This is a genomic window from Jatrophihabitans sp. sgz311053, from assembly GCF_056135305.1.
The window spans coordinates 1,626,649-1,647,502 of the sequence record NZ_JBWAXP010000002.1 but is presented as its reverse complement, the minus strand read 5'-3'; the positions used below and the strand labels follow the sequence as shown (position 1 = coordinate 1,647,502).

The window sequence follows — 20,854 nt, the reverse complement described above, 5'->3', positions numbered from 1 at the left end:
CCGCTCACGCCCCACGCTCCTGCTCGCCGGCCGTCTCGCCGTCGGTGCCCATCTCGGCCTTGAGGTTGCCGTGGACGTCGCGATCGGCCGTCTGCTGCGACGGCGGGTCCTTCGAGACCAGCAGCTGCAGCGCGAGCCGGGCCACCGGTGCATAGGCGACCACCACAGCCAGTGGTCCGTCGATGCGCAGCGAGGTCGCCGACCCACCCCCCTGCTTGTGCACCGCGTGCTCCAGGCGCACCGTCACCGGCCAGCGACGCACCGTCCAGCTCCACCGCCGGGCCGCCTCGTCCACCGAGTCGACGGTGAAGGAGGCGCGCACGCCGAGGGGGCCGTACACCTTGCCGGTCACGCCGAAGGTGAGGTGGTCGTCGGTGGCGTCGACGCGGGTGAGCTGCGGCGCCCACTCGGTCCACCGACTCAGGTCGGCGTAGCGGTCCCACACCTCGTCCGGGGGGACGCGGCCCTTGGCGCCCACGGTCACGATCGTCACGGCCTGATCCTGCCCATTCCGGCGGTGTGCCGCACGCGACGGACGCGCCCCGGCGATTCCCGCCTCCCGAAGCGTTATCAGCGGCCTCCGGCGGGCAGGGTGAGCGGGTGAGCACCGTACGTGTCTGGGCCCCCGCCGCCTCCCGTCTCCGCCTGCGCACACCCGGATCGGGTGACGACGTCGACCTGCGAAGCGCCGGCGAAGGCTGGTGGGAGGGCCCCGACCTCGCCCCCGGCACCGACTACGGCTTCCTCCTCGACGACGTCGACGACCTCATCCCGGACCCGGCCTCGCGCTGGCAGCCCGACGGCGTGCACGGGCCGAGCCGCAGCTACGACCAGGACGCCTACCGCTGGCACGACACCGGTTGGGGCGGACGCGACCTCACCGCCGCCGTCGTCTACGAGCTGCATGTCGGCACCTTCACCCCCGGCGCCACCTTCGACACTGCCATCGAGCGGCTGGACCACCTCGTCGAGCTCGGCGTCACCCACGTCGAGCTGTTGCCGGTCAACGCCGTCAACGGCGTGTGGAACTGGGGCTACGACGGCGTCGACTGGTACGCCGTGCATCAGCCGCTGGGTGGTCCCGACGGCCTCAAGCGCTTCGTCGACGCCGCCCACGGGCGGGGCCTGGCGGTCGTCCTGGACGTCGTCTACAACCACCTCGGGCCGTCCGGGAACTACCTGCCGAAGTTCGGGCCGTACCTGAAGAGCGGACGCAACACCTGGGGTGACCTCGTCAACGTTGAGGAGCCGGCGGTGCGGCGCTTCATCGTGGACAACGCGCTGATGTGGCTGCGCGACTTCCACGTCGACGCGCTGCGGCTGGACGCCGTCCACGCCCTGCAGGACTCCTCGCCCGAGCACATCCTGGCGCAGCTGTCCCGCGAGGTGGACGACCTCTCCGGCGAGCTCGGCCGACCGTTGACGCTCATCGCGGAGTCCGACCTGAACGACCCGATCATGATCCGCGAGCGCCCGGCGGGGCGAGGCATCGCCGCGCAGTGGGACGACGACGTCCACCACGCGCTGCACTCGCTGCTCACCGGGGAGACGCAGGGGTACTACTGCGACTTCGGCACCCTGGCGGTGCTGGAGAAGGTCTTCACCAAGGCCTTCTTGCACGACGGCACGTACTCCACCTTCCGCGGCAGCAACCACGGGGCGCCGATCGAACCGTCCCGCGAGCAGGGCTGGCAGTTCGTGGTCTGCCTGCAGAACCACGACCAGGTCGGCAACCGCGCCGTCGGCGACCGGCTCCCCGAGCTCTGCTCCCCCGGCCGGCTGCGGGTCGGCGCGGTGCTGCTGCTGACCTCGCCGTTCACCCCGATGCTCTGGATGGGTGAGGAGTGGGCCGCCTCCACCCGCTGGCCCTTCTTCACCTCGCACCCGGAACCGGAGCTGGCCAAGGCCACGGCCGAGGGCCGCGTGGCCGAGTTCGCCGACCACGGCTGGGATGTCTCGCAGATGATCGACCCGCAGGATCCCGCCGCCTACCGCGAGGCGATCCTGGACTGGGACGAGGTCGGCCGAGACGACCACGCCGCCGTCCTGGAGCTATACCGCAGGCTGCTGGCCCTGCGGGCGGCCGAACCCGACCTGCGCGACCCGGACCTGCGGCGGGTCTCGGTCGACTTCGACGAGGACGCGCAGTGGGCGGTGATCCACCGGGGTGCGTTCCGGGTGGCGGTGAACCTCGCCGAGCGGGAGCAGACGGTTCCGACGCCGGGGGCGGAGGTCGTCCTGGCCACCGGTGCCGCCACGCTCACCGATGTCGGCGTGGTCCTTCCTGCGGAGACGGCGGCCGTCATCCGTACCTGATCGCTGTCAGATCCGTCAGCCGTGTTGTCAGATCGGGCTGATTCGCCCGATGTGAGCGGGGTGGGTGACACCGTCGGCGGCGGCGCAAGACCGCGCCGTCCCCGACGAAAGGACCACCCTGTGATGCGACGAGTTCTCGCTGGCGCTGCCACCGCCGCCACCCTGCTCGGTGCCGCCGGCGCCGTAGCGCTGGCTGCCGCCCCCGCCGCGTCGGCGGCGACCTGCACCAGCCCGACGGTCGTGTACCACACGCCGCTCACCTACAGCGGCCGCACCTACGGCTACGTCGACCTGGAGTACTCGACCGCCTGTCACTCGGCGCGCGCCCACGTGCACTCGATCTACAAGGCCGTCCCCGGCGACTCACACGGCGCCTGGGGCACGATCAAGCGGGTCGGTGCCGACGTCTCCAAGACCTGCTCGGTGGCCCTCAACGAACAGGACTGCCGGACGGGCTGGCTCTACGACCTGAGCCCGTACACGGCCAAGGCGCACGGCGACGTCGACCTCTACGCCTCCGACAGCACGTCCGGTGGCTATCACGACGCGGTCGGCACCACTCCGGCGTACTGAGCCGGTCGCCGAGGCCGGCCCTGAAGCGGCGTGGTCGTCGGCGGGAGCGCTACTGCATCTCGCCGACGACGACGCCGGTGATGGGCGCCTCGACCCGCACGACCGTGGCCGTCGGGGCGTCGCCCGACTCCACCTGCCATTGCTCGCGCAGCGCGTTGGCCGACTGCTGCGCGGCGTCGAAGTCCTCGAACGGGCCGACGGCACGGGGGCCGACCAGCTGCTGTCCCTCGTCGGTCAGGACGACCACGAACACGGTTGCTCCTCCGGGGGTGGGGGTGGATGTCAGGCGTCGATGACGGCGCCGGGAAACGTCGACGGCGCCGGTCCGAACGCCTTGCGAGCGGTCCTGATGATGCCGCGAGCCAGGGCGGCGTTGCCGACCGCACCGACGCCCGCACCGATGCCGAGTGGCAGAGCGCGACCGAAGACGAGGGCCCCCTGACGCGCGCCGAAACGGGTCAGCAGCATCCGCATCAGGCGGTTGTTGATGCCACCCTTCTTGGCCTCGTCCTTGGCAGCGGCCTTGCCGATCATCTGTGCCCAGTGACCGGACTCGGTGGTCGTCCCGGCAATGACGTCGCGGGCGCCCTCACCGACGAGGACGGCGATCACCAGCGCCCGGCGGACCTCGGGGTCGCTCACCGGGATCGAGTGCAGCTCGGCCAGGGCCAGCACGTACATCGCGGTGGCCGAGATGAAACCGGTGATCTCGGCCGCACCGGTGGCGACGCTCGCGGCGGTGCCGATGCCGGGGACCGCGGCGCTCGCGCCCGAGGCGCCCCCGATGGCCATCACTGCCTGCTTGTAACGCTTCTCCAGCAGCGAGACGGTGTCGGCCGGCGTGAGGCCGGGCTGCTTGTCCCGCAGCCGTGCCAGGTAGCGCTGGACGACCGGCCGCTGAACGGCCAGCGCCTTGTCGAGGGCCTCGTCCAGGGTCTGCTCCACCCGCTTGGGGACAGGCACCTTGGACAGCAGACGCGACGACATGCTGCGCTTGGCCACGCGGAGATTCCTCTCGTCAGGACGTGTCCTGTCGGCGTACCCATACCTCGCGCGTCAGCAACAGGATGGCCGCCGCGACCGGCAGCGCGAGCAGCGCGCCCACGATGCCGCCGATGGCGCCGCCGACGAGGACGGCGATGATCGTCACGTACTCCGGCACGTCCACCGACGACCGCATCACCCGCGGATAAACGACGTAACCCTCGATGATCTCGTAGACGATGTAGAAGCCGACGCAGACGAAGAACGTCGTCGTCGAGGTCGCCAGCCCCACCAGGCAGACCGACGCCGCACCGAGGATGGCGCCGACGAGCGGGACGAGATCCAGTAGCGCCACCAGCACCGCCAGCGGCAGCGCGTAGGCACCGAGGCCGGCGCTCACGCAGAAGATCGCCGTGACCGTGCCGGCGATCAGCGCCACGGCGAGGGCACCGATGGCGTAGCGGCCCACGCGGAGCAGGATCTCGTCGCCGAGCGCACTCACCCGCTCCCGCCGGCTCGCCGGGGCCAGCGAGTACAGCGCCCGGGTGATGTGCGGCCGCGCGCCGAGGAAGTAGAGCATCAGCACGTAGACGACCACGGCGTCCACGACGAACGTGACCAGCGACAGGCCGAAGCCGAAGGCGCCGCTGACGACGCTGCTGGTGAAGTCGGGGTCGGTGACCTTCTTGTCGATCGTGTCGATGATCGCGAAGCGGTTGTCCAGGGCGCGGATGGTGCGGTTGCGACGTAGCTCCTCCAGCAACTGGGGGGCGTTGTCGATGAGGGACGAGATCTGCGATTGCAGCGTCGTGCCCAGGACGTAGGCGACCGAGCCGAAGACGACGAAGACCCCCACGCCGATGCCGAGCACCGCCACCGGCCGGCTCACCCCACGGCGCCCGACGAAGCCCACGACCGGCTCGAAACCGACGGCCAGGAAACCGGCGATGAGCACCAGCGTGAGCATCGACGCGGCCTCGTTCACGGCCAGCACCGCGATGACGGCGGCGATCGCCCCGGCGGTCCAGAAGAACCCGCGGTAGAACGGCGCGTCGCGCCGCAGCGGTGGTCCCGGCGGGACGGCCACGATCTCGCGGTCCAGGTGGGGTGCCGACGGACGCAGGCCGCCAGCGGAGGGCGGGGTCGGCCGCTCGGCAGCATCGGCGTCCGACTCGGTCACCGCATCGGTCACCGCATCAGTCACCGATTCGGGATCGCGGTCGGCCATCGACACCTCCTCACAGGTGGGATCACCCTACGGCGGCGGGCCGGCCGTGGCGGACATGATGGGATGACCGGGTGCGCGCCCTGCTCCCCGGCCCGGTCGACGATGTCGACGTCCACGCCTACTACGCCGCCGGCTGGCTCGACCGGGGTGGCGTCCGCGTCAACTTCGTCGCCTCGGTCGACGGTGCTGCCGCTGCCTCCGGTGTCTCGAAGGGGCTGCAGACACCGGGTGACAACACGGTCTTCGCCGCGCTGCGCGACCTGGCCGATGTCGTGCTCGTCGGGTCGGGGACGGCGCGTGCCGAGCAGTACGGCCCGGTGTCGTTCACCGCACGTCGCAAGGCCGTGCGACGCGACCACGGGCTGAGCGAGAGCTTGCCGGTCGCCGTGCTGAGCACCTCGCTGCGCCTCGATCCGACGGCCGAGCTCTTCACCGAGGCACTTCCCGGCGCCCGGACGCTGGTGCTGACCTGCGCGGCGGCCGACGCGGAGCAGCGCCGCCTGCTCAAGCAGGTCGCCGACGTCGTGGACTGCGGGGACGAGGCCGTCGAGCCCGCGCTCGCGCGCGAGGCCCTCGAAGCCCGCGGGCTGACCCGCATCCTCTCCGAGGGCGGACCCTCGGTCTTCGGCCAGTTCGCCCGCGAGGGCGTGATCGACGAGCTCTGCCTGAGCGTCTCTCCGCTGCTCGCCGGCCCCGGACCGGGCCGGATCCTCGGCGGCGAGGACGGGTGGGGCGACCCGCTCCCGCTGACCCTCGTCGGCCTGCTGGAGGAGGACGGCGCCCTCTTCTGCCGCTACCGGACCTCGTGACCGGATCGGGGAGCGCTGGTCCCGCTGACCGGGATCAGCCCTCCCGGATCGTCGTTCGCGTGAGTCCGGGGACGATGTCGTCCAGCGCGTAGGTGAGCGGCTGCTCGAGCTGCTCGTAGGTGCAGGAGGCCGGCGTCCGGTCGTCGCGCCAGCGGACGAAGTGCGCCAGGTGGCGGAAGCGGGTGCCTTCCATGTGCTCGTACTTGACCTCCAGCACCCGCTCGGGACGCAGCGGCACGAAGGAGAGGTCCTTGGTGGCGTTCCAACGACTGACGTTGCCCGGCAGCCGCTGGCCCTGGTGCGCCTCGGCACTGGCCCACTCCTGCCAGGGATGGTCCTCGCCGTCGCCGAGCAGCAGCGGCGCCAGCTCCTCGACGAGCTCGGCGCGACGCTTGGCGGTGAAGGCGCCCACCACCCCGACGTGCTGCAGCCTGCCCTCGTCGTTGTAGAGGCCGAGCAGCAGCGATCCGACCAACGGCTGCTCTTCGGTGGAGGTCTTGTGCCAGCGGAAGCCGGCCAGCACGCAGTCGGCGGTGCGGACGTGCTTGATCTTGAACATGACGCGCTTGTCCGGCTGGTACGTGCCCGTCAGCGGCTTGGCGATGACCCCGTCGAGGTGCGCGCCCTCGAACTCGGTGAACCACCGCTCGGCGGTCGCGAGGTCCGTCGTCGTCGGCGTCAGGTGGATCGGGGCCCGAGCGTCGGCCAGCGCCCGCTCCAGCGCGGCACGGCGCTCGGCGAAGGGCCGGCCGGTGTAGTCCTCGTCGCCGAGCGCGAGCAGGTCGAAGGCGATGAACGAGGCCGGCGTCTGCTCGCTCAGCTTCGTCACCCGCGACACCGCGGGGTGGATGCGCTGCTGCAGCGCCTCGAAGTTCAGGCCGGTGTCGGTCGCGATGACGATCTCCCCGTCCAGCACGCAGCGCTCCGGCAGCTCGGCCTTCACCGCCGCGACCAACTCGGGGAAGTAGCGGGTCATCGGCTTCTCGTTGCGGCTGCCGAACTCGACGTCGTCGCCGTCGCGGAAGATGAGCGAGCGGAACCCGTCCCACTTCGGCTCGTAGGAGGCGCCCGGCGGGATGGCCGGCACCGCCTTGGCGAGCATCGGTGCGACCGGGGGCATGACGGGCAGCTGCATCGGCCCAGTCTGGCAGCGTCCCGCATCCGAGGCGGCGCGTTCGGGTGCCGGATCGAGGCGCAGCTCGGCCGCGCAGCTCACGACCATCGCCCGCGAGGTGCAGTCGCTGGTCGGCCAGTTCCGCTACTGAGTTCGGGACTGGACCGCACCCGGACGCGACCCCCCGGCAGGGGCGGGACGGCACCGCTTATCCTCGTCGCGTCACAGACAGTCCGTTCCGGGGAGCGACATTGGCCGACGGTCCCGACGCGCCTCGCCCGCGGCCCCGCCCGCACCCCCGGCAGGACGGCGCCGAGCCGGGCGACGTGGTCTCGGCAGGCGAGACCGTCGTCGCGGGCGACGCGGCGTCCGGACGCGACGAGATCGCGACGAGCGCGGTGGGACGGCCGTCGCGCCGGACCGGCCGCGCGCCCCGGCAGCGGGCACGCTCGGCATCGCGGGCCCTCACCGTTCCCGAGCCACAGCCCGGTCAGGTCGTCGCCGCGGCGGGGTCGGCCATCGTCACCGCGGCCCGGGTAGGGCGGCTGCTGGGCCGCTCGGGCTGGCGCGCCGCGCGGCAGCTGCCGGGTGTCGCCCTCGTCGAGCAGCAGGGCAAGCGGCTGCGCGACACCGCCCGCAGCGAGCTGCTCCGCCTTCTCGACGCGCCGACCACCTCCGCCGGCCCCAGCCGCGAAGAGCTTCGCGCGGCCCGCCTCGCCGCCCGCGGGGCCAGCGACACGGCTCCGCTGCGCTCGGCGATGACCGAGCTGCTGGACCGCTCCGCCGAGGCCAGCGGCGCGCAGAGCCGCGACTACCTCTTCGGCACCATCGTCAGCCAGCTCGTCCCCGACGAGGCCCGCATCCTCGCGGCACTCGGCACCGGCCGCACCTTCGCGGTCGTGGACGTGCTGGCCAAGGGTCGCTCGATCAGCCGTCCCATCGCCGCCAACGTCTCGACCGTCGGCTCGGCCGCGGGCGTCTCGCTGCCGGACAACGTCGGCACCTACCTCACCCGGCTGGACGGCTACGGGCTGCTGCACTTCGGTCGCCCCAGCGACGACCTCGACGGGCAGTACCGCGCCCTGGAGCGGGACAAGCAGGTGCGGGCCGCGCAGTCGCGCATCGAGCGCGGTCGGCTGGGCACGGTGAAGATCACGCGGAAGAGCGTCACCCTCTCCGAGCTGGGTCGGGAGTTCTGGGCCGCCTGTGCGCCCGGTCGCTCCTGAGCACCTCCCCGCTCGGGAACGCGCCCACCGACGCTCATCAGGTGGGATCGGTAGCGTCGCCGGGGTGAAGGCGCTCCGGACCGCAGCGATGCTCGCGGTCGTCCCCGCCCTGCTCCTGTCGGCCTGCACGACCACCGTCGCCGGCCGCGGCACCTCCGGCAGCCCCGGCACCTCCGGCAGCCCCGGCACCTCCGGCAGCCCCGGCAGCCCCGGCGATCCGCCCCGCAGCGCCGAACGGGCCTCGTTCACCGACTGCCGAGACGCCTTCAACCTCGGTGCGCTGCCCTTCCCCGCCGGCCGCAAGGCGCAGCTGTCGGTCGACTGCGCGAGACTCGACGTCCCCCTGGACTACCGCAAGCCGGGCGGCCGGACGATCGCGCTGCAGCTCGTGCGGATCCACAGCGACGCGGCGCCGGGGCCTCGCCGGAGCCTGCTGGTCAACCCCGGTGGGCCGGGTGCCTCGGGGATCGAGCTGGCGGTGTCACTGGCCGCACAGCTCTCCGACGACGTCCTCGGCGCCTTCGACATCATCGGCTTCGATCCCCGCGGCGTGGGCCTCTCCACCCCGATCCGCTGCATCAGTGACGCCACCAAGGACCGCCTCAACGCGGCGTCCTACGACGTGCGGACCGCGGCGGGCTTCGCCAAGGCCAAGGCGGACGCGGCGGGCGTCGCCCGCGGCTGCTCGGAGAAGTACGGCTCGGCGCTGGCGCAGTTCGACACGATCAACACCGCCCGCGACATGGACCGCATCCGCGCCGCGGTGGGCGACAGCAGCATGAACTATCTCGGCTTCTCCTACGGCACCGAGCTCGGCGCGCAGTACGCGCGGCTCTTCCCGGCCAAGGTCCGCACGCTGGTGCTCGACGGCGCCGTGGACCCGCTCACCAGCGACGTCACGTCCTTCGCCGACCAGCTCAAGGGCTTCGAGGACTCCTTCGACCAGTTCGCGGCCTACTGCCGGACCACCGCGCCGTGCTCGTCCCTCGGTGACCCGCGGCGGGCGGTGGCCACCCTCGCCAGCCGCGCCGACCGCTCCCCCATCCCCAGCTCCGACCCCACCGACTCGCGCCGAGCCACCAGTTCGCTGGTCTACCTCGGCATCCTGCAGGCGCTCTACTCCCGCAGCCTCTGGCCGACGCTGGCGACGGCGCTGCAGTCCGGCCTCGACGGTGACGCCCGGCAGCTGCTGCAGCTGGGCGACGAGTACAACCAGCGCGAGGACGGCAAGTACACCAACATCTCCGACGCGAACACGGCGATCAACTGCAACGACTCGAAACCCGGGCCGAGCGACACGACGATCCGGGTGACGGCACGGTCCTGGGCCACCCGCTTCCCGATCTTCGGGCTCTGGTCGGCGCCGTCGCTGTTCAGCTGCCAGCAGTGGCAACCGGACCGCACCCCGCTCCCGCGGCCACGGGCCGCCACCGCCAAGACGGTCCTGGTGGTCGGCAACGTCAACGACCCCGCCACGCCTTACCAGGGCGCGAAGGACCTGACCCGCGTCATGGGCAACGCCCGGCTGCTGACCTGGGTCGGGCAGGGGCACACCTCCTTCCTGCAGGGCAGCACCTGCATCGACGACAAGGTCGAGGCGTACCTGGTGCGCGGCACCCTTCCGGCGCAGGGGACGACATGCCGAAACTGAGCCCACGGCTGGACCTCGACACCGTTCCCGAGACGCCCCGCGCCGTCGCGCTGGTGCTGCACGGTGGTCGGGAACGCAGCCGTGCCGCCACCGGACCGCTGCAGCTGGCCGTGCTGCGCATGCGGCCGATCGCCACGGCGCTCGCGACCGCCGGCGCCGCGCACGGCCTGGTGGTGGCCCGGCTGCGGTTCCGGCTGCGCGGCTGGAACGACGACGAGCGCTCCCCCGTCGGCGACACGACCGAGGCCCTCGGCGAGCTGGCCGAGCGCTTCGGCGAGCTCCCGGTCGGGCTGGTCGGACACTCCATGGGCGGGCGGACGGCGATCTTCGCCGGCGGGTACCCGACGGTCCGCAGCGTGGTGGGGCTGGCGCCCTGGGTCGAGCCCGGTGACCCGTCGGCCCAGCTCGCCGGCCGCGACATCCTCGTCGTCCACGGTGACGCCGACCGCATGACGAGCCCGTCGGAGTCGCTGCGGCTCGCCCGCGAGCTCACCGCCGCCGGCACCCCGGTGGGCTACGTCTCGCTGCGCGGGGCGAAGCACGCCATGCTGCAGCGACCGGGGCTGTGGCATCGGCTGGCGGCCGGCTTCACCGTCGAGTCGCTGCTCGGTGTGCCACCCCGCGAAACCGTTGGCGACGCCGCTGCGAACATCGTGACGAGAGCGTCGGCAGGGCAGGGCCCCGTCGTAGTGTGAGGACGTCACCCCGGCGCACGCTGTGAAGGAGAACAGATGACGGTCACGGACAGCGGACGCAGCACCACGCGGCTCAGTCGAGCGGGCGTCGACCCCGATCGCTGGCCCGACATCGCCGTCGTCCCGCACTCCCCCGTGCGCGCGGCGATCGCGCGTCGGTTGTTCCGTCATGCGATCGCCCGGCTGCCGCTGCGCGTCGTCGAGCCCGGCGAGCGCTGGAGCGGCGCCGGTACGGGGACCGACCCGGTGATGCGCCTCGAGCGGCCCGAGGACTTCTTCCACCGCCTGGGTGCGACCGGCACCATCGGCTTCGGCGAGGCCTACATGGCCGGCGACTGGATCACCGACGACCTGCCGGGGGTGCTGTCGGCCTTCGCGGCGAACATGAAGGACATGATCCCGCCGGCGCTGCACAAGCTCCGCAATGCGGTGCTCAGCGTCCAGCCGGGGCATCACGACAACACCATCGAGGGCGCGCGCGCCAACATCCACCAGCACTACGACCTCTCCAACGACCTCTTCACGACCTTCCTGGACGAGTCACTGACCTACAGCTCGGCCATCTTCGACGGTGAGCCCGCCGGCAACCCCGAGGACCTGACCACCGCGCAGCACCGCAAGATCGACCGGCTGCTCGACACCGCCGGCGTCACCCACGGGTCGCGGGTGCTGGAGATCGGCACCGGCTGGGGCGAGCTCTGCCTGCGCGCCGCTGCGCGCGGGGCGCACGTCACCAGCCTCACCATCTCGACCGAGCAGGCCGACCTCGCCCGGGAGCGGGTGGCCGCGGCCGGACTGAGCGAGCTGGTCGAGATCCGGCTGCAGGACTACCGCGAAGTGGAGGGGCGCTACGACGCGGTTGTCAGCGTCGAGATGATCGAGGCGGTCGGCGCGAACCACTGGAACACGTACTTCGAGACGATCGACCGGGTGCTCACCCCCGGCGGACGCGTCGGGCTGCAGGCAATCCTGCAGGACGACTACACGGTGCTGGCCACGAAGGACACCTACACCTGGATCCGCAAGTACATCTTTCCCGGCGGGCAGCTCGCCTCGGTCGAGGCGATCGAGCGGACGCTGGCCAAGCACACGGCGCTGCGGGTCTCCGAGCGGTTCAGCTTCGGCCGGCACTACGCCGAGACGCTGCACCGCTGGCGCGAGACCTTCGAGGCGCGGGCCGACGCCGTCGCCGCGATCGGCTTCGACGAGACGTTCCGGCGGATGTGGTCGCTGTACCTCGCCTACTCCGAGGCGGGCTTCCGCACCGGCTACCTGGACGTCCAGCAGTTCACCCTGACCAAGAGGTGACGCCGGGCCGACCGCGATGACGGTCCTCTTCGGCCTGATTGCGGCCATCCTCTACGGCACCGCCGACTTCACCGGCGGCCTCGGCTCGCGGCGCGTCGACGTGGTGACGGTGGTGCTCTACAGCGAGGTCGTCGGTGCGCTGCTGGTGATCGCGCTGCTGCCGCTGCTGCCCGGCGAGTTCAGCGGACGCGTCCTGCTCTTCGGTCTGCTCGGCGGCATGGCCGGACTGCTCGGCATCATGGTGCTCTACTCGCTGATGACCGTCGCCCCCATCAATGTGGTGTCACCGGTGACGGCGGTGCTCGCGGCCATGGTGCCGGTGGCGGTGGGGGTGGTCACCGGCGAGCGGCCGCACCTGCTGGCGTGGGCGGGGATCGCCCTCGGCCTGCTCGCGGTGGTCCTGGTGTCGCGGACCCGGGAGGACCACCCGCACGGCCGTATCGGGATCAGGGTGCTGGCACTCGCGATCGTCTCGGGTCTCGGCTTCGGGCTCTACTTCGTCTTCCTGGACCGCGCCGGTGAGACCTCGGGACTCTGGCCGCTGGTGGTCTCCCGGCTGGGGGCGGCGCTCATCGTCATCCCGGCTGCACGGGCGCGGAACGCGGCCCGCCGGGTGCGTGGCCGACTTCTCGGCATCCTGGTGCTCACCGGGGTCTGCGACGCCCTGGCCAACCTCTTCTTCCTCTTGGCGGCGCGCGAGGGACTGCTCTCGCTGGCCAGCGTCCTCACCTCGCTCTATCCCGCGACGACGGTGGTGCTCGCCGTCTGGCTGCTGCACGAGCGGACGACCGGGATCCAGCGGGTCGGCCTGGCGCTGGCGGCGGGGGCGGTCGTCCTCATCACGGTGTGAGGCAGCAGCGGTCAGAGGCTCGCCGCCACCCGGACGGCCGTGATCAGCATGATCACCGCGACCGAGGCGTCCAGCACCCGCCACGCCTTCGGCCGGTCGAAGAGCGGCGCCGCCGCCCTGGCGCCGAAGCCGAGTGCGGTGAACCAGAGCAGGCTCGCGACCCCGGCGCCGAGAGCGAACCACCAGCGGCCGTCACCGTGGGACTGCGAGACGGGGGCCACCACGACGACGGTGTCGAGGTACACCGCTGGGTTCAGCCAGGTGAAGGCCAGGCAGGCGGCGAGGGCGGCGGCGCGGCTGCCGCGGCGCGAACTCGGCGGAGCCGTGGTGACGGCGACGCCGGCCTCACCTGACTGCGCCGGCTCGGCGGAGCCAGGAAGGGGCTGGTCGGACGTCGGCTGGGCAGACGCGGGCTGAGCGGACGCGGGCTGAGCGGACGCGGGCTGAGCGGACGCGGGCTGAGCGGACGCGGGCTGAGCGGACGCGGGCTGAGCGGACGCGGGCTGAGCGGACGCGGGCTGAGCGGACGCGGGGCGCAGCGCTCGTCTGGCGGCGAGGGCGGCGTAGCCGAGCAGGAAGGCCACCCCGATGCCGCCGACGACGCGGACTAGCCAGAGCCTGCCGTCCAGCACCGCGCCGGCACCGGCCGTCCCGGCCCCGATGAGCAGGACGTCCGATGCGGTGCAGACCGTCACGACGAGCGCGACGTGTTCCCGGCGGATGCCCTGGCGCAGCACGAAGGTGTTCTGCGGGCCGACCGCCACGATGAGCGACAGGCCGAAGACGACACCGGCGGCGAGGTCACCGGCGAGGCCGGTCGGGGTGAGCATGACGATCAGCCTGGACGATGCGACATCATCAGACCAGCTCATCTTTCTGCATCGCCATTAGCATCGCTTCATGTCGCTCGACACCGCCCAGCTGGCCGCTCTCGCCGCGGTCGTCAGCGAGGGAACCTTCGATGCCGCTGCGCGGCGGCTGCACGTGACGCCGTCGGCGGTGAGCCAGCGGGTCAAGGCGCTCGAGAATGCGGTGGGGCGGACCCTGGTCCGTCGCGTCAAGCCGGTGACCCCGACCGAGTCCGGCGAGGCGGTGTTGCGGCTGGCCCGCCAGCTCGACGTGCTGACGAGCGAGACGCTGCGCGAGATCGACGGCGGCACCGACGGCGTGGTGGTCGTCCCGCTGGCCGTGAACGCCGACAGCATCGACACCTGGTTGCTCCCCGCGCTGGGGTCGGCGGCCGGTGGTGACGGCACCGTCGTCTTCGACCTGCGGCGCGACGACCAGCAGCGCACGGTCGAGCTGCTGCGACAGGGCACGGTGATGGCGGCCGTGACCTCGGTGGCCGAACCGGTCACCGGCTGCTCGGCGCAGCGGCTGGGTCGGATGCGCTACCGGGTCTGTGCCGCACCCGCCTTCGCCGAGCGGTGGTTCGCCGGCGGGCTGCGTCCGGACAGCCTCGCTGCCGCTCCGGTGGTCGTCTACGACCGCAGCGACGACCTGCAGGATCGTTACCTGCGCCGCCGCAGCCGGCGCCGACTGGATCCGCCGCGGCATCACGTCCCCGGCTCGCACGCCTTCGTTGAGGCGGTGCGGCTGGGTCTCGGCTGGGGCATGCTGCCCGATCAGCAGACCGCTGCGCTGCTGGCGTCCGGAGCCGTGATCGACCTCGACCCCGGTCGGGTGGTGGACGTCCCGCTGTACTGGCAGCAGTGGCGGCTGCGATCGGCCGTGCTGGACCGCGTCGCTGCGGCGGTCAGGGAGGCCGCCCGCGAGAGCCTGGACTGACGGCCTGTTGCTGGCTCTTCTCGCGGCGTCGGCTGCGGCGTCGGCTGCGGGGTCGGCTGCGGCGTCGGCTGCGGCGTCGGGCTCCGGAGCGTCACGGTGGCCCGGCACGCCGCGGCCGGCTCAGCGGGGTTCGGCCAGCGCGGTGGCGGTGCTGCGGCCGCGCAGGGTCACCTCGTCGACCTGCCGCCAGTGGCGTGCCTCGGACTCCCCCGCGGCGGCGACGGCCCCGCCTGCGGCGAGCAACCGGCCGGCGCGCTCCTTGGCGAGCTCGGTGATGCGGGCGGCCTGGTTCACCGGGTCGCCGATGACGGTGTACTCGTAGCGCTCGGCACTGCCGACGTTGCCGGCGACGACGGTGCCGACCGCGACGCCGATGCCGGCCTCCAGGCGCGCGTGCCGCAGCCGGTCGCGCATGTCCCGGGCGGCGGCCAGCGCCGCGGCGGCGGGGTTCTCCTGCGCGAGCGGCGCGCCGAAGATGCACAGCGCGGCGTCGCCGATGAACTTGTTGACCAGTCCGCCGTGCTGCTGCGTGGCGGCGACCACGGCGTCGAAGAACTCGTTCAACGCCTCGACGACCTCGGTGGGCGGCCGGTCTGCGGCGAAGGAGGTCGAGCCGATGACGTCGACGAAGAGCGCTGCCGCCTCGCGCTCCTCGCCGCCGAGGGTCACCCCCTCTTCCAGCGCCTGCCGGGCGACGTCGGTGCCGACCTGGCGGCCGAAGAGATCGCGCAGCTTCTCCCGTTCCCGCAACCCCGCCACCATCCGGTTGAAGCTGGCCGTGGCGTAGCCGACCTCGGTGGCGTCAAAGACGGGCACCGACACGTCGAAGTCGTCGGCCTCGACCCGCTCGAAGGCGTCGCGGAGCTGCTGCAGCGGTTCGGAGACCGAGCGCGAGAAGGTCACCACAGCCAACAGTCCGACCAGGATCGAGACCGCGCAGAGCACGGCTACCGAGCGGACGAGCTCGCTGCGTTCGATGTCGTTGACCAGCGAGAAGCCGAGGATGGCGAGGACACCGCCGATCGGCACCACCCCGAGTGCCCAGGCGAAGAGGCTACGGGGCAGGACGCCGGGGACCTCGCGGATGCGCGGCGGGGCGTCCACCAGTACCGACGAGATCGCGCCGCGGAGCAGCCGCTGCACCAGCTGGTAGGCGATGCAGGCGGTCGGGATACCGCCGAGCAAGGTGGTGATGGCGACCTCGAAGCCGTAGAGGCCGGAGGTCGTCAGCGCGGCGCCGCCGAAGACGAGCACCGCGAGCGCCCAGAGCGCCCCCTGGACGACGAGCAGTCGCAGTGGCAGGCGCAGCACCGCGCGCCGGTCGGCCTCGTCCGCGGGCCGACCCGAGCGGTAGAAGGCGATGACCGGGGCGGCGATCCGCAGGCCGACGACCGCCCCGACCAGCACGGCCGCAACGACGTAGCCGGTGGCGGCGACGGTGGCGAAGCCCTTGATGCCACCGAAGGCCTTGCCCTCACGCGCCTCGGGCGGCAGCGGCAGGATCACCCCGAGCAGGACGACGACGATCGCGGCCCCGACGATGTTCGAGGCGATGATCGCGACGAGGATGAGCAGGCGTGCGGCGCCGGCGTTCTCGACGAGGGCCTCGCGCCGGCTCTCACCGCCCAGCACCGCGCGCACCGATCGCAGTGACAGGCTCACAGCCGGTGATCCTGCCAGGGCCGGTGCACGCCGGCGCGGCGGACGCGCGCGGGCTCAGCCGCTGAGGCGGCCGTAGTCGAGGCCGATCTGCGCGCGGATCTCGTCGAGGACGTCCATGATCGCCAGCGTCTCGTCCAGCGGTAGCAGCGGGCTCTCGGTCTCGCCGGCCCGCAGGCAGCGCACAACCTCGGCCGCCTGGTGCTCCATGCCCCGGCCGCCGGGCGGCGTCTGGTAGGTCTCGATGACCTCCTCGTCGTGGGTGACGACCCGGAACGAGGTCGGGAAGTACCACCAACCCTCGATCTCGACGCGGGCCTCGGTGCCGTAGACCGCGCCGGGGTTGCCCGACTTGGCGGCGAGCGAGGTGGTGAGGACGGCCTGCGCCCCGCTGTCGTATTCGGCGATGGCCGAGGTCGTCGCATCGACGCCGGTGAAGGCGGGGGTGGAGACAGCGGTGATCTTGGCGGGTGCGCCGAGGACCATGTGCGCGAACGAGATCGGGTAGATGCCGAGGTCGAGCAGCGCACCGCCGCCGAGGTCGGGGGCGAAGAGCCGGTGGGAGGCGTCCTGCTCGAACCACTGACCGTGCTCGGCGGTGAGGTAGACGATGTCGCCGAGGGTGCCGGCCGCGAGGATCTCGCGCAGTCGCACCATGTGCGGCAGGAAGCGGGTCCACATCGCCTCCATCGCGAAGACTCCGTTCGCGCGGGCCGCGTCGACGATCTGCTGCGACTCGGCGCGGTCCATGGCGAAGGGCTTCTCGACGAGCACGCCCTTACCCGCCTCGATCGCCAGCAGCGCGGCATCGCGGTGGAAGGGGTGCGGCGGCGAGACGTAGATGACGTCGACGTCCGGATCGGCGGCGAGCGCCTCGTAACTGCCGTGGCGGTGCGCGATGTCGAACTCGTCGGCGAAGGCGTCGGCGGAGTCCTGACTGCGCGAGCCGACGGCGACGAGTTCCGCGCCCTCGACCAGGGCGAGGTCTCGGGCGAAGGTGCGGGCGATTCCGCCGGTGGCCATGAGGCCCCAGCGCACGGGTGCGGTCATCGCTCCATCCTCGCGCAGGCGGTCCTCACTTCGGCGGCAGCGAGGCCGCGTACTCGACGCCAAGCCGCACCCAGCGGGCCAGCTCGCTGCCGGTGCTGCCACCCGCGCTGTCCCTGGCAACCACGTCTTCCCTGGCAACCGCGCTGTCCCTGGCGTCCGCGCTGTCCCTGGCGTCCGCGCTGTCCCTGGCGTCCGCGCTGTCCCTGGCGTCCGCGCTGTCCCTGGCGTCCGCGCTGTCCCTGGCGTCCGTGTCGCCGTTCCCCTCGATCCGGACGTTGAGCCAGCCGTCCAGCTCGCGACCCCGCATGACCATCCGTGACGCGCGCGGGTCTTGCGTCAGCTCGTCGGCCCGAGCCGGGTCGATACGCACCATGAGATCGCCCCGGCTGTTCGCCGCCACCGCCAGGTTTCCGCCGATGAGGAATGCCTGGCCCCCGAACATCCGCTTCTCGATGACATCGCGCTCGTCGACGAGCAGGTCGCGGATCGCGGCAGCCAGGTTCGCGTCGTGCGTCATGAGGTGCAGTGTCCCGCTGCCGGCAACCGTGGGTAAGCCCTCGACGACGAGACGAGGAGTCGGCGTGCCGATCGAGCGTGGCAAGGACAAGGACGGTCCGTACTACCAGTGGGGTGAGCGCGGCAAGCGTTACCACTACACGGCCAACGACAAGACGTCTCGGGAACAGGCGCGCGAGAAGGCGGTGAAGCAAGCCCAAGCCGCGATCGCGCACGGCGCCTGACGACACGTCCGTCGCAGACGTCCTCATCGACGGCACTCCGCCGTCACCACACGCCTGTCGAAAGGGATCTCCGGAAGGTGGTTAAAGGTGTTGCGCATCGGTTGCCGGTGCGGATCGACCCACGGCGGCGGTATCCACTCCGGGAGACCGGCTCGCATCCGTACGCGCCAGTCGTCACGATCCAACAGTCGGTGGTGATGGGTGCAGACGAGGCAGAGATTGTCGACGTCGGTGCCTCCGCCCTCGGACCACGGAACGACGTGGTGTGCCTGCGTCCAGGACGACGGACGGGTGCACCCGGGGAAGCAGCAGCCGCCGTCGCGGGCGGCGAGGGCTCGGCGCTGCGCGGGTTGAGCGAGCCGGCGCTCGCGTCCCAGCGAGAGCACCTGACCCGACGCGGAGATGCGCACGGCGTTGATCTCGATGTCGCCGAGGCCGAGCATGCCGCTGAGGCTCACCATGGCTCCGTGTTCGGAGCGTCCGAGACCACCGGGTAGCTCGAGCTCCGCATCGGTCGTCGTCACCAGCACGGTGACGGGGACGCCGCCCGAGTCGGGCAGGCTTCCCGAGCGCAGGATGCGCAGACCGGCCTCGAGGAGACCGTCGTGGCGCCGCTGGATCGGGGAGCGGTCGTCGAGCACCGTTCCGGTCGGCTCGGGCGCCGAGAGGGCGTCGAGAATCGTCTGCCAGACCGCCGCGCACTCTCCGGTGAGTCGACCGGTCAGCGTCGCGTCACCGGACGCCGGGTCCGCGACGATCGTGACCCCGCGACGGCGCCGCGCCCTGGCCTCGCGTGGCTCGGCCCCGTCCGGATCCAGCCGCGCGATCATGAGAGCGACGCTCCGCGACAGCGCTCGCGGGTTCTCGTGGCGCGCCGCCTCGAGGAGGCAGTCCTCGACCGGACCGGCGGCCTCTGCTGCGGACGGGAGGTGGTCCACGGCTGCCATCGCGGCCACGACCACCGACACATGCGCCCCGGAGACCTCACCGTTGGCCAGCGCACTCGCCGTAGCAGGGAGCAGCGGCAGCAGGGGTTCCCCGGTCAGGGTAGTGCGCGGACCGAGCGCGCGGGCTCGTTCGACCCGCTGCCTGGCCTCGCGATTGTCCAGCCGAAGCCGAGTCGTCAGCAGATCAGTGATCGAGGTCCGCCCGAACTCCCCCGCAACGCCCCGCAGTTCAGCGGCCGCGACCACCCGAGCGTCTACCGCTTCCAGACGGCGCCGCTCGACTTCCAGGGCGTCGAGCAGGTCGGCGATCTCGACACCGGAGAGCTCGTCGAGGGACGCGCCGAGCAGCGCATCGACACCTGCGCGCACCTTCGCCAGCGCCGTCGCCGCGCTCCCCGTCATGATTCAAACAGTAGAGCGAGGGTCTGACATTTCTAGCCCAGTTCGCACACCCGGCGTCCATCGCTCGGGCGAGTAATGGAACCTTCGAGCTAGGCGTGCGGCAGTTACTCCAGGGGGCAAGGCATATCCGGACGTGGCCTCGGTAGCGAGGCCAGCGTTCGACGTGTAAGCCTCCCGCCACTCACAGATGCGCGGGAATGGTCAATGCACAAGCATGACGCGCACGCGGGACCTTTGCCGATTGCGGACGCGGACAGCTCCCCGCAAGATCATGCGGACCAATGCGCCTTCGGGGGGATCGCATGAGCAATCAACCGCCGCACTACCCGCCACCCAGCTACCCGCCACACAACTATCCTTCGCCCGCCCCGCACACCGGGGCCGCGAACGCAAAGCAGATTCCCTGGTTCAAGCGGCACGGCGTGGTGATCGCCGGCGTGGCCGTCGTTTCGCTGCTCATCGGCACGGGCATCGGCCAAAGCGCCAAAAAGGAGAGGCAGGTCGCCGGGCCCACGACCACCCTCAGTGCCACCGTCACGGCCACGCCCCTGCCAGCCGGAACGAGGACTCTGCAGCCCACAGTCGTGCGCACCAACGTGACGACATCGGTGAACCGAATCGTCGCGACCAAGACGCGCGTTCGGACCGTGACGTATACCCCGCCGGTCCGGCAGTCAATCGAGGACGGCACGTACGAAGTGGGTCGGGATATCGAAAGTGGGCGCTACCGCACGCCGGGTGGCAACGATTGCTACTTCTCGGTCAATTCTGACGCGAACGGCAGCGACATCATCGAGAACGGCAGCTCTACCGGCCAGCAGATCGTCGACGTTCGAAAGGGCCAATACCTCGAACTGGACGGAGGCTGCACGTGGGAAAAACGTTAACTCGGTCTAAGAAGCGAGTCTCCAACTTCTGCCGCCGCAAGCGGAAGAGCACTCCGGGCTCTGCTCCGAAACACGCAGGGCCGTCGAGTGCGACAGACGGCGAATACAGGACCAATGTGGACCGACGTCATGACACACGGGAAAAGTCCTTGTCGATGAGCCCCGTCATTCTCAGCACGTTGGGCGCCGCCTTGGTGCTCGGGTCGATCACCGCCTGCGCCAGCGGTGGTGATACCGACGACCTGACGCCGCCGCCGACCTCACCCGCAACCGGAACAAGGATCACCGGCACGGCCGCCGCCACGAGCCCATCCTCATCCTCGGCGAGCAGGGCCGTCCCGTCCGTGATCGGCGACAGCGACGATGCTGACGGCGGTGCAGCGACGTCGTGGAAGATGACCAACGAGGTCGGCAACGACCTGCAGGACGCCCAGAATCACATCCAGCACCTGACGCTCTACGCGATCTTCAAGACGTACAGCGAGGACGCCACCGGGGAAGGCCGATACCAGATCTTGGACCACGACTGGAAGGTCTGCTCCCAGGACCCGGAGCCGGGGGCCACGATCAGGAAGGGCGACCGCATCACCTTCAAGGTCGTCAAACAGGACGAGACCTGCCCCTGAC

Annotated in this window: 23 protein-coding genes; 12 read left to right on the top strand and 11 right to left on the bottom strand. The window is 71.5% G+C overall.

Features of this window, described 5'->3' with window-relative positions; translation table 11 throughout:
* Positions 1 to 4: 4 nt before the first annotated feature.
* Complete coding sequence (locus AC0NZQ_RS16710; RefSeq protein ID WP_474531103.1) at positions 5 to 493, bottom strand: SRPBCC family protein; 489 nt, start codon at positions 491 to 493, stop codon at positions 5 to 7.
* A 107-nt stretch (positions 494 to 600) separates the two neighbouring features.
* Between AC0NZQ_RS16710 and treZ the strand changes: the two genes are divergently transcribed.
* Together treZ and AC0NZQ_RS16700 are read left to right on the top strand one after the other, a co-directional pair.
* Entirely contained in the window at positions 601 to 2,316 is a 1,716-nt protein-coding gene (treZ, locus tag AC0NZQ_RS16705; RefSeq protein WP_474531102.1) for a malto-oligosyltrehalose trehalohydrolase, read from the top strand.
* A 123-nt stretch (positions 2,317 to 2,439) separates the two neighbouring features.
* Entirely contained in the window at positions 2,440 to 2,889 is a 450-nt protein-coding gene (locus tag AC0NZQ_RS16700; RefSeq protein WP_474531100.1) for a hypothetical protein, read from the top strand.
* A gap of 49 nt (positions 2,890 to 2,938) precedes the next feature.
* Here AC0NZQ_RS16700 and AC0NZQ_RS16695 read toward each other — a convergent pair whose 3' ends face one another.
* From AC0NZQ_RS16695 to AC0NZQ_RS16685, 3 genes are read right to left on the bottom strand one after another with little or no spacing between them, the layout of a single operon-like run.
* Positions 2,939 to 3,142, bottom strand: a complete 204-nt coding sequence (locus tag AC0NZQ_RS16695; protein WP_474531099.1) for a hypothetical protein — start codon at positions 3,140 to 3,142, stop codon at positions 2,939 to 2,941.
* Between the two features lie 29 nt (positions 3,143 to 3,171).
* Positions 3,172 to 3,891, bottom strand: a complete 720-nt coding sequence (locus AC0NZQ_RS16690; protein ID WP_474531098.1) for a hypothetical protein — start codon at positions 3,889 to 3,891, stop codon at positions 3,172 to 3,174.
* Positions 3,892 to 3,907: 16 nt separating this feature from the next.
* Positions 3,908 to 5,101, bottom strand: a complete 1,194-nt coding sequence (locus AC0NZQ_RS16685; protein WP_474531096.1) for an AI-2E family transporter — start codon at positions 5,099 to 5,101, stop codon at positions 3,908 to 3,910.
* 71 nt (positions 5,102 to 5,172) lie between these two features.
* Here AC0NZQ_RS16685 and AC0NZQ_RS16680 point away from each other — a divergent pair, with 71 nt between their 5' ends.
* The gene (locus AC0NZQ_RS16680; protein ID WP_474531095.1) at positions 5,173 to 5,910 is read left to right on the top strand and encodes a pyrimidine reductase family protein; all 738 of its coding nucleotides are present in this window, start codon (positions 5,173 to 5,175) and stop codon (positions 5,908 to 5,910) included.
* Between the two features lie 34 nt (positions 5,911 to 5,944).
* Here AC0NZQ_RS16680 and AC0NZQ_RS16675 read toward each other — a convergent pair whose 3' ends face one another.
* Positions 5,945 to 7,045 carry an ATP-dependent DNA ligase gene (locus AC0NZQ_RS16675; protein WP_474531094.1) on the bottom strand — a complete coding sequence of 367 codons (1,101 nt, stop codon included), beginning with the start codon at positions 7,043 to 7,045 and terminating at the stop codon, positions 5,945 to 5,947.
* A gap of 230 nt (positions 7,046 to 7,275) precedes the next feature.
* On the opposite strand from AC0NZQ_RS16675, the gene AC0NZQ_RS16670 reads away from it, so the two are divergent.
* From AC0NZQ_RS16670 to AC0NZQ_RS16650, 5 genes are all read left to right on the top strand, one after another.
* Positions 7,276 to 8,250 carry an Abi-alpha family protein gene (locus AC0NZQ_RS16670; protein WP_474531093.1) on the top strand — a complete coding sequence of 325 codons (975 nt, stop codon included), beginning with the start codon at positions 7,276 to 7,278 and terminating at the stop codon, positions 8,248 to 8,250.
* A gap of 64 nt (positions 8,251 to 8,314) precedes the next feature.
* On the top strand, positions 8,315 to 9,901 hold the full coding sequence (locus tag AC0NZQ_RS16665) for an alpha/beta hydrolase (protein WP_474531092.1): 1,587 nt from the start codon (positions 8,315 to 8,317) through the stop codon (positions 9,899 to 9,901).
* A complete protein-coding gene (locus tag AC0NZQ_RS16660) occupies positions 9,889 to 10,596 on the top strand; it encodes an alpha/beta hydrolase (RefSeq protein WP_474531091.1) in 708 nt (235 codons plus the stop codon). Before AC0NZQ_RS16665 ends, AC0NZQ_RS16660 begins: the two co-directional genes overlap by 13 nt.
* Positions 10,597 to 10,632: 36 nt before the next feature.
* Positions 10,633 to 11,904, top strand: a complete 1,272-nt coding sequence (locus tag AC0NZQ_RS16655; RefSeq protein ID WP_474531090.1) for a class I SAM-dependent methyltransferase — start codon at positions 10,633 to 10,635, stop codon at positions 11,902 to 11,904.
* A 16-nt stretch (positions 11,905 to 11,920) separates the two neighbouring features.
* Complete coding sequence (locus tag AC0NZQ_RS16650) at positions 11,921 to 12,754, top strand: EamA family transporter (protein WP_474531089.1); 834 nt, start codon at positions 11,921 to 11,923, stop codon at positions 12,752 to 12,754.
* A gap of 11 nt (positions 12,755 to 12,765) precedes the next feature.
* Here the strand turns inward: AC0NZQ_RS16650 and AC0NZQ_RS16645 are convergent, their stop codons facing one another.
* Positions 12,766 to 13,584, bottom strand: a complete 819-nt coding sequence (locus AC0NZQ_RS16645) for a LysE/ArgO family amino acid transporter (RefSeq protein WP_474531088.1) — start codon at positions 13,582 to 13,584, stop codon at positions 12,766 to 12,768.
* Between the two features lie 70 nt (positions 13,585 to 13,654).
* Between AC0NZQ_RS16645 and AC0NZQ_RS16640 the strand changes: the two genes are divergently transcribed.
* Positions 13,655 to 14,542 (top strand): LysR family transcriptional regulator ArgP, encoded by an 888-nt coding sequence (locus tag AC0NZQ_RS16640; protein ID WP_474531087.1) that lies wholly within the window; start codon positions 13,655 to 13,657, stop codon positions 14,540 to 14,542.
* 120 nt (positions 14,543 to 14,662) lie between these two features.
* On the opposite strand, the gene AC0NZQ_RS16635 is transcribed toward AC0NZQ_RS16640, so the two are convergent.
* The 3 genes from AC0NZQ_RS16635 to AC0NZQ_RS16625 are packed head-to-tail and all read right to left on the bottom strand — an operon-like array spanning position 14,663 to position 17,768.
* On the bottom strand, positions 14,663 to 16,204 hold the full coding sequence (locus AC0NZQ_RS16635) for an adenylate/guanylate cyclase domain-containing protein (RefSeq protein WP_474531086.1): 1,542 nt from the start codon (positions 16,202 to 16,204) through the stop codon (positions 14,663 to 14,665).
* A 54-nt stretch (positions 16,205 to 16,258) separates the two neighbouring features.
* Positions 16,259 to 17,251 carry a Gfo/Idh/MocA family protein gene (locus AC0NZQ_RS16630; protein WP_474531085.1) on the bottom strand — a complete coding sequence of 331 codons (993 nt, stop codon included), beginning with the start codon at positions 17,249 to 17,251 and terminating at the stop codon, positions 16,259 to 16,261.
* Between the two features lie 25 nt (positions 17,252 to 17,276).
* On the bottom strand, positions 17,277 to 17,768 hold the full coding sequence (locus AC0NZQ_RS16625) for a TfoX/Sxy family protein (protein WP_474531084.1): 492 nt from the start codon (positions 17,766 to 17,768) through the stop codon (positions 17,277 to 17,279).
* A gap of 64 nt (positions 17,769 to 17,832) precedes the next feature.
* On the opposite strand from AC0NZQ_RS16625, the gene AC0NZQ_RS16620 reads away from it, so the two are divergent.
* On the top strand, positions 17,833 to 17,991 hold the full coding sequence (locus AC0NZQ_RS16620) for a hypothetical protein (protein WP_474531083.1): 159 nt from the start codon (positions 17,833 to 17,835) through the stop codon (positions 17,989 to 17,991).
* Positions 17,992 to 18,014: 23 nt separating this feature from the next.
* Here AC0NZQ_RS16620 and AC0NZQ_RS16615 read toward each other — a convergent pair whose 3' ends face one another.
* Positions 18,015 to 19,340 carry an HNH endonuclease signature motif containing protein gene (locus tag AC0NZQ_RS16615; protein ID WP_474531082.1) on the bottom strand — a complete coding sequence of 442 codons (1,326 nt, stop codon included), beginning with the start codon at positions 19,338 to 19,340 and terminating at the stop codon, positions 18,015 to 18,017.
* A gap of 302 nt (positions 19,341 to 19,642) precedes the next feature.
* Between AC0NZQ_RS16615 and AC0NZQ_RS16610 the strand changes: the two genes are divergently transcribed.
* Positions 19,643 to 20,227 (top strand): hypothetical protein, encoded by a 585-nt coding sequence (locus AC0NZQ_RS16610; RefSeq protein ID WP_474531081.1) that lies wholly within the window; start codon positions 19,643 to 19,645, stop codon positions 20,225 to 20,227.
* Between the two features lie 127 nt (positions 20,228 to 20,354).
* On the opposite strand, the gene AC0NZQ_RS16605 is transcribed toward AC0NZQ_RS16610, so the two are convergent.
* Positions 20,355 to 20,630: a hypothetical protein gene (locus tag AC0NZQ_RS16605; protein ID WP_474531080.1), complete on the bottom strand. Its 276-nt coding sequence runs from the start codon at positions 20,628 to 20,630 to the stop codon at positions 20,355 to 20,357.
* Between AC0NZQ_RS16605 and AC0NZQ_RS16600 the strand changes: the two genes are divergently transcribed.
* Entirely contained in the window at positions 20,623 to 20,853 is a 231-nt protein-coding gene (locus tag AC0NZQ_RS16600) for a PASTA domain-containing protein (RefSeq protein WP_474531079.1), read from the top strand. The genes AC0NZQ_RS16605 and AC0NZQ_RS16600 overlap by 8 nt on opposite strands.
* Position 20,854: the final 1 nt, after the last annotated feature.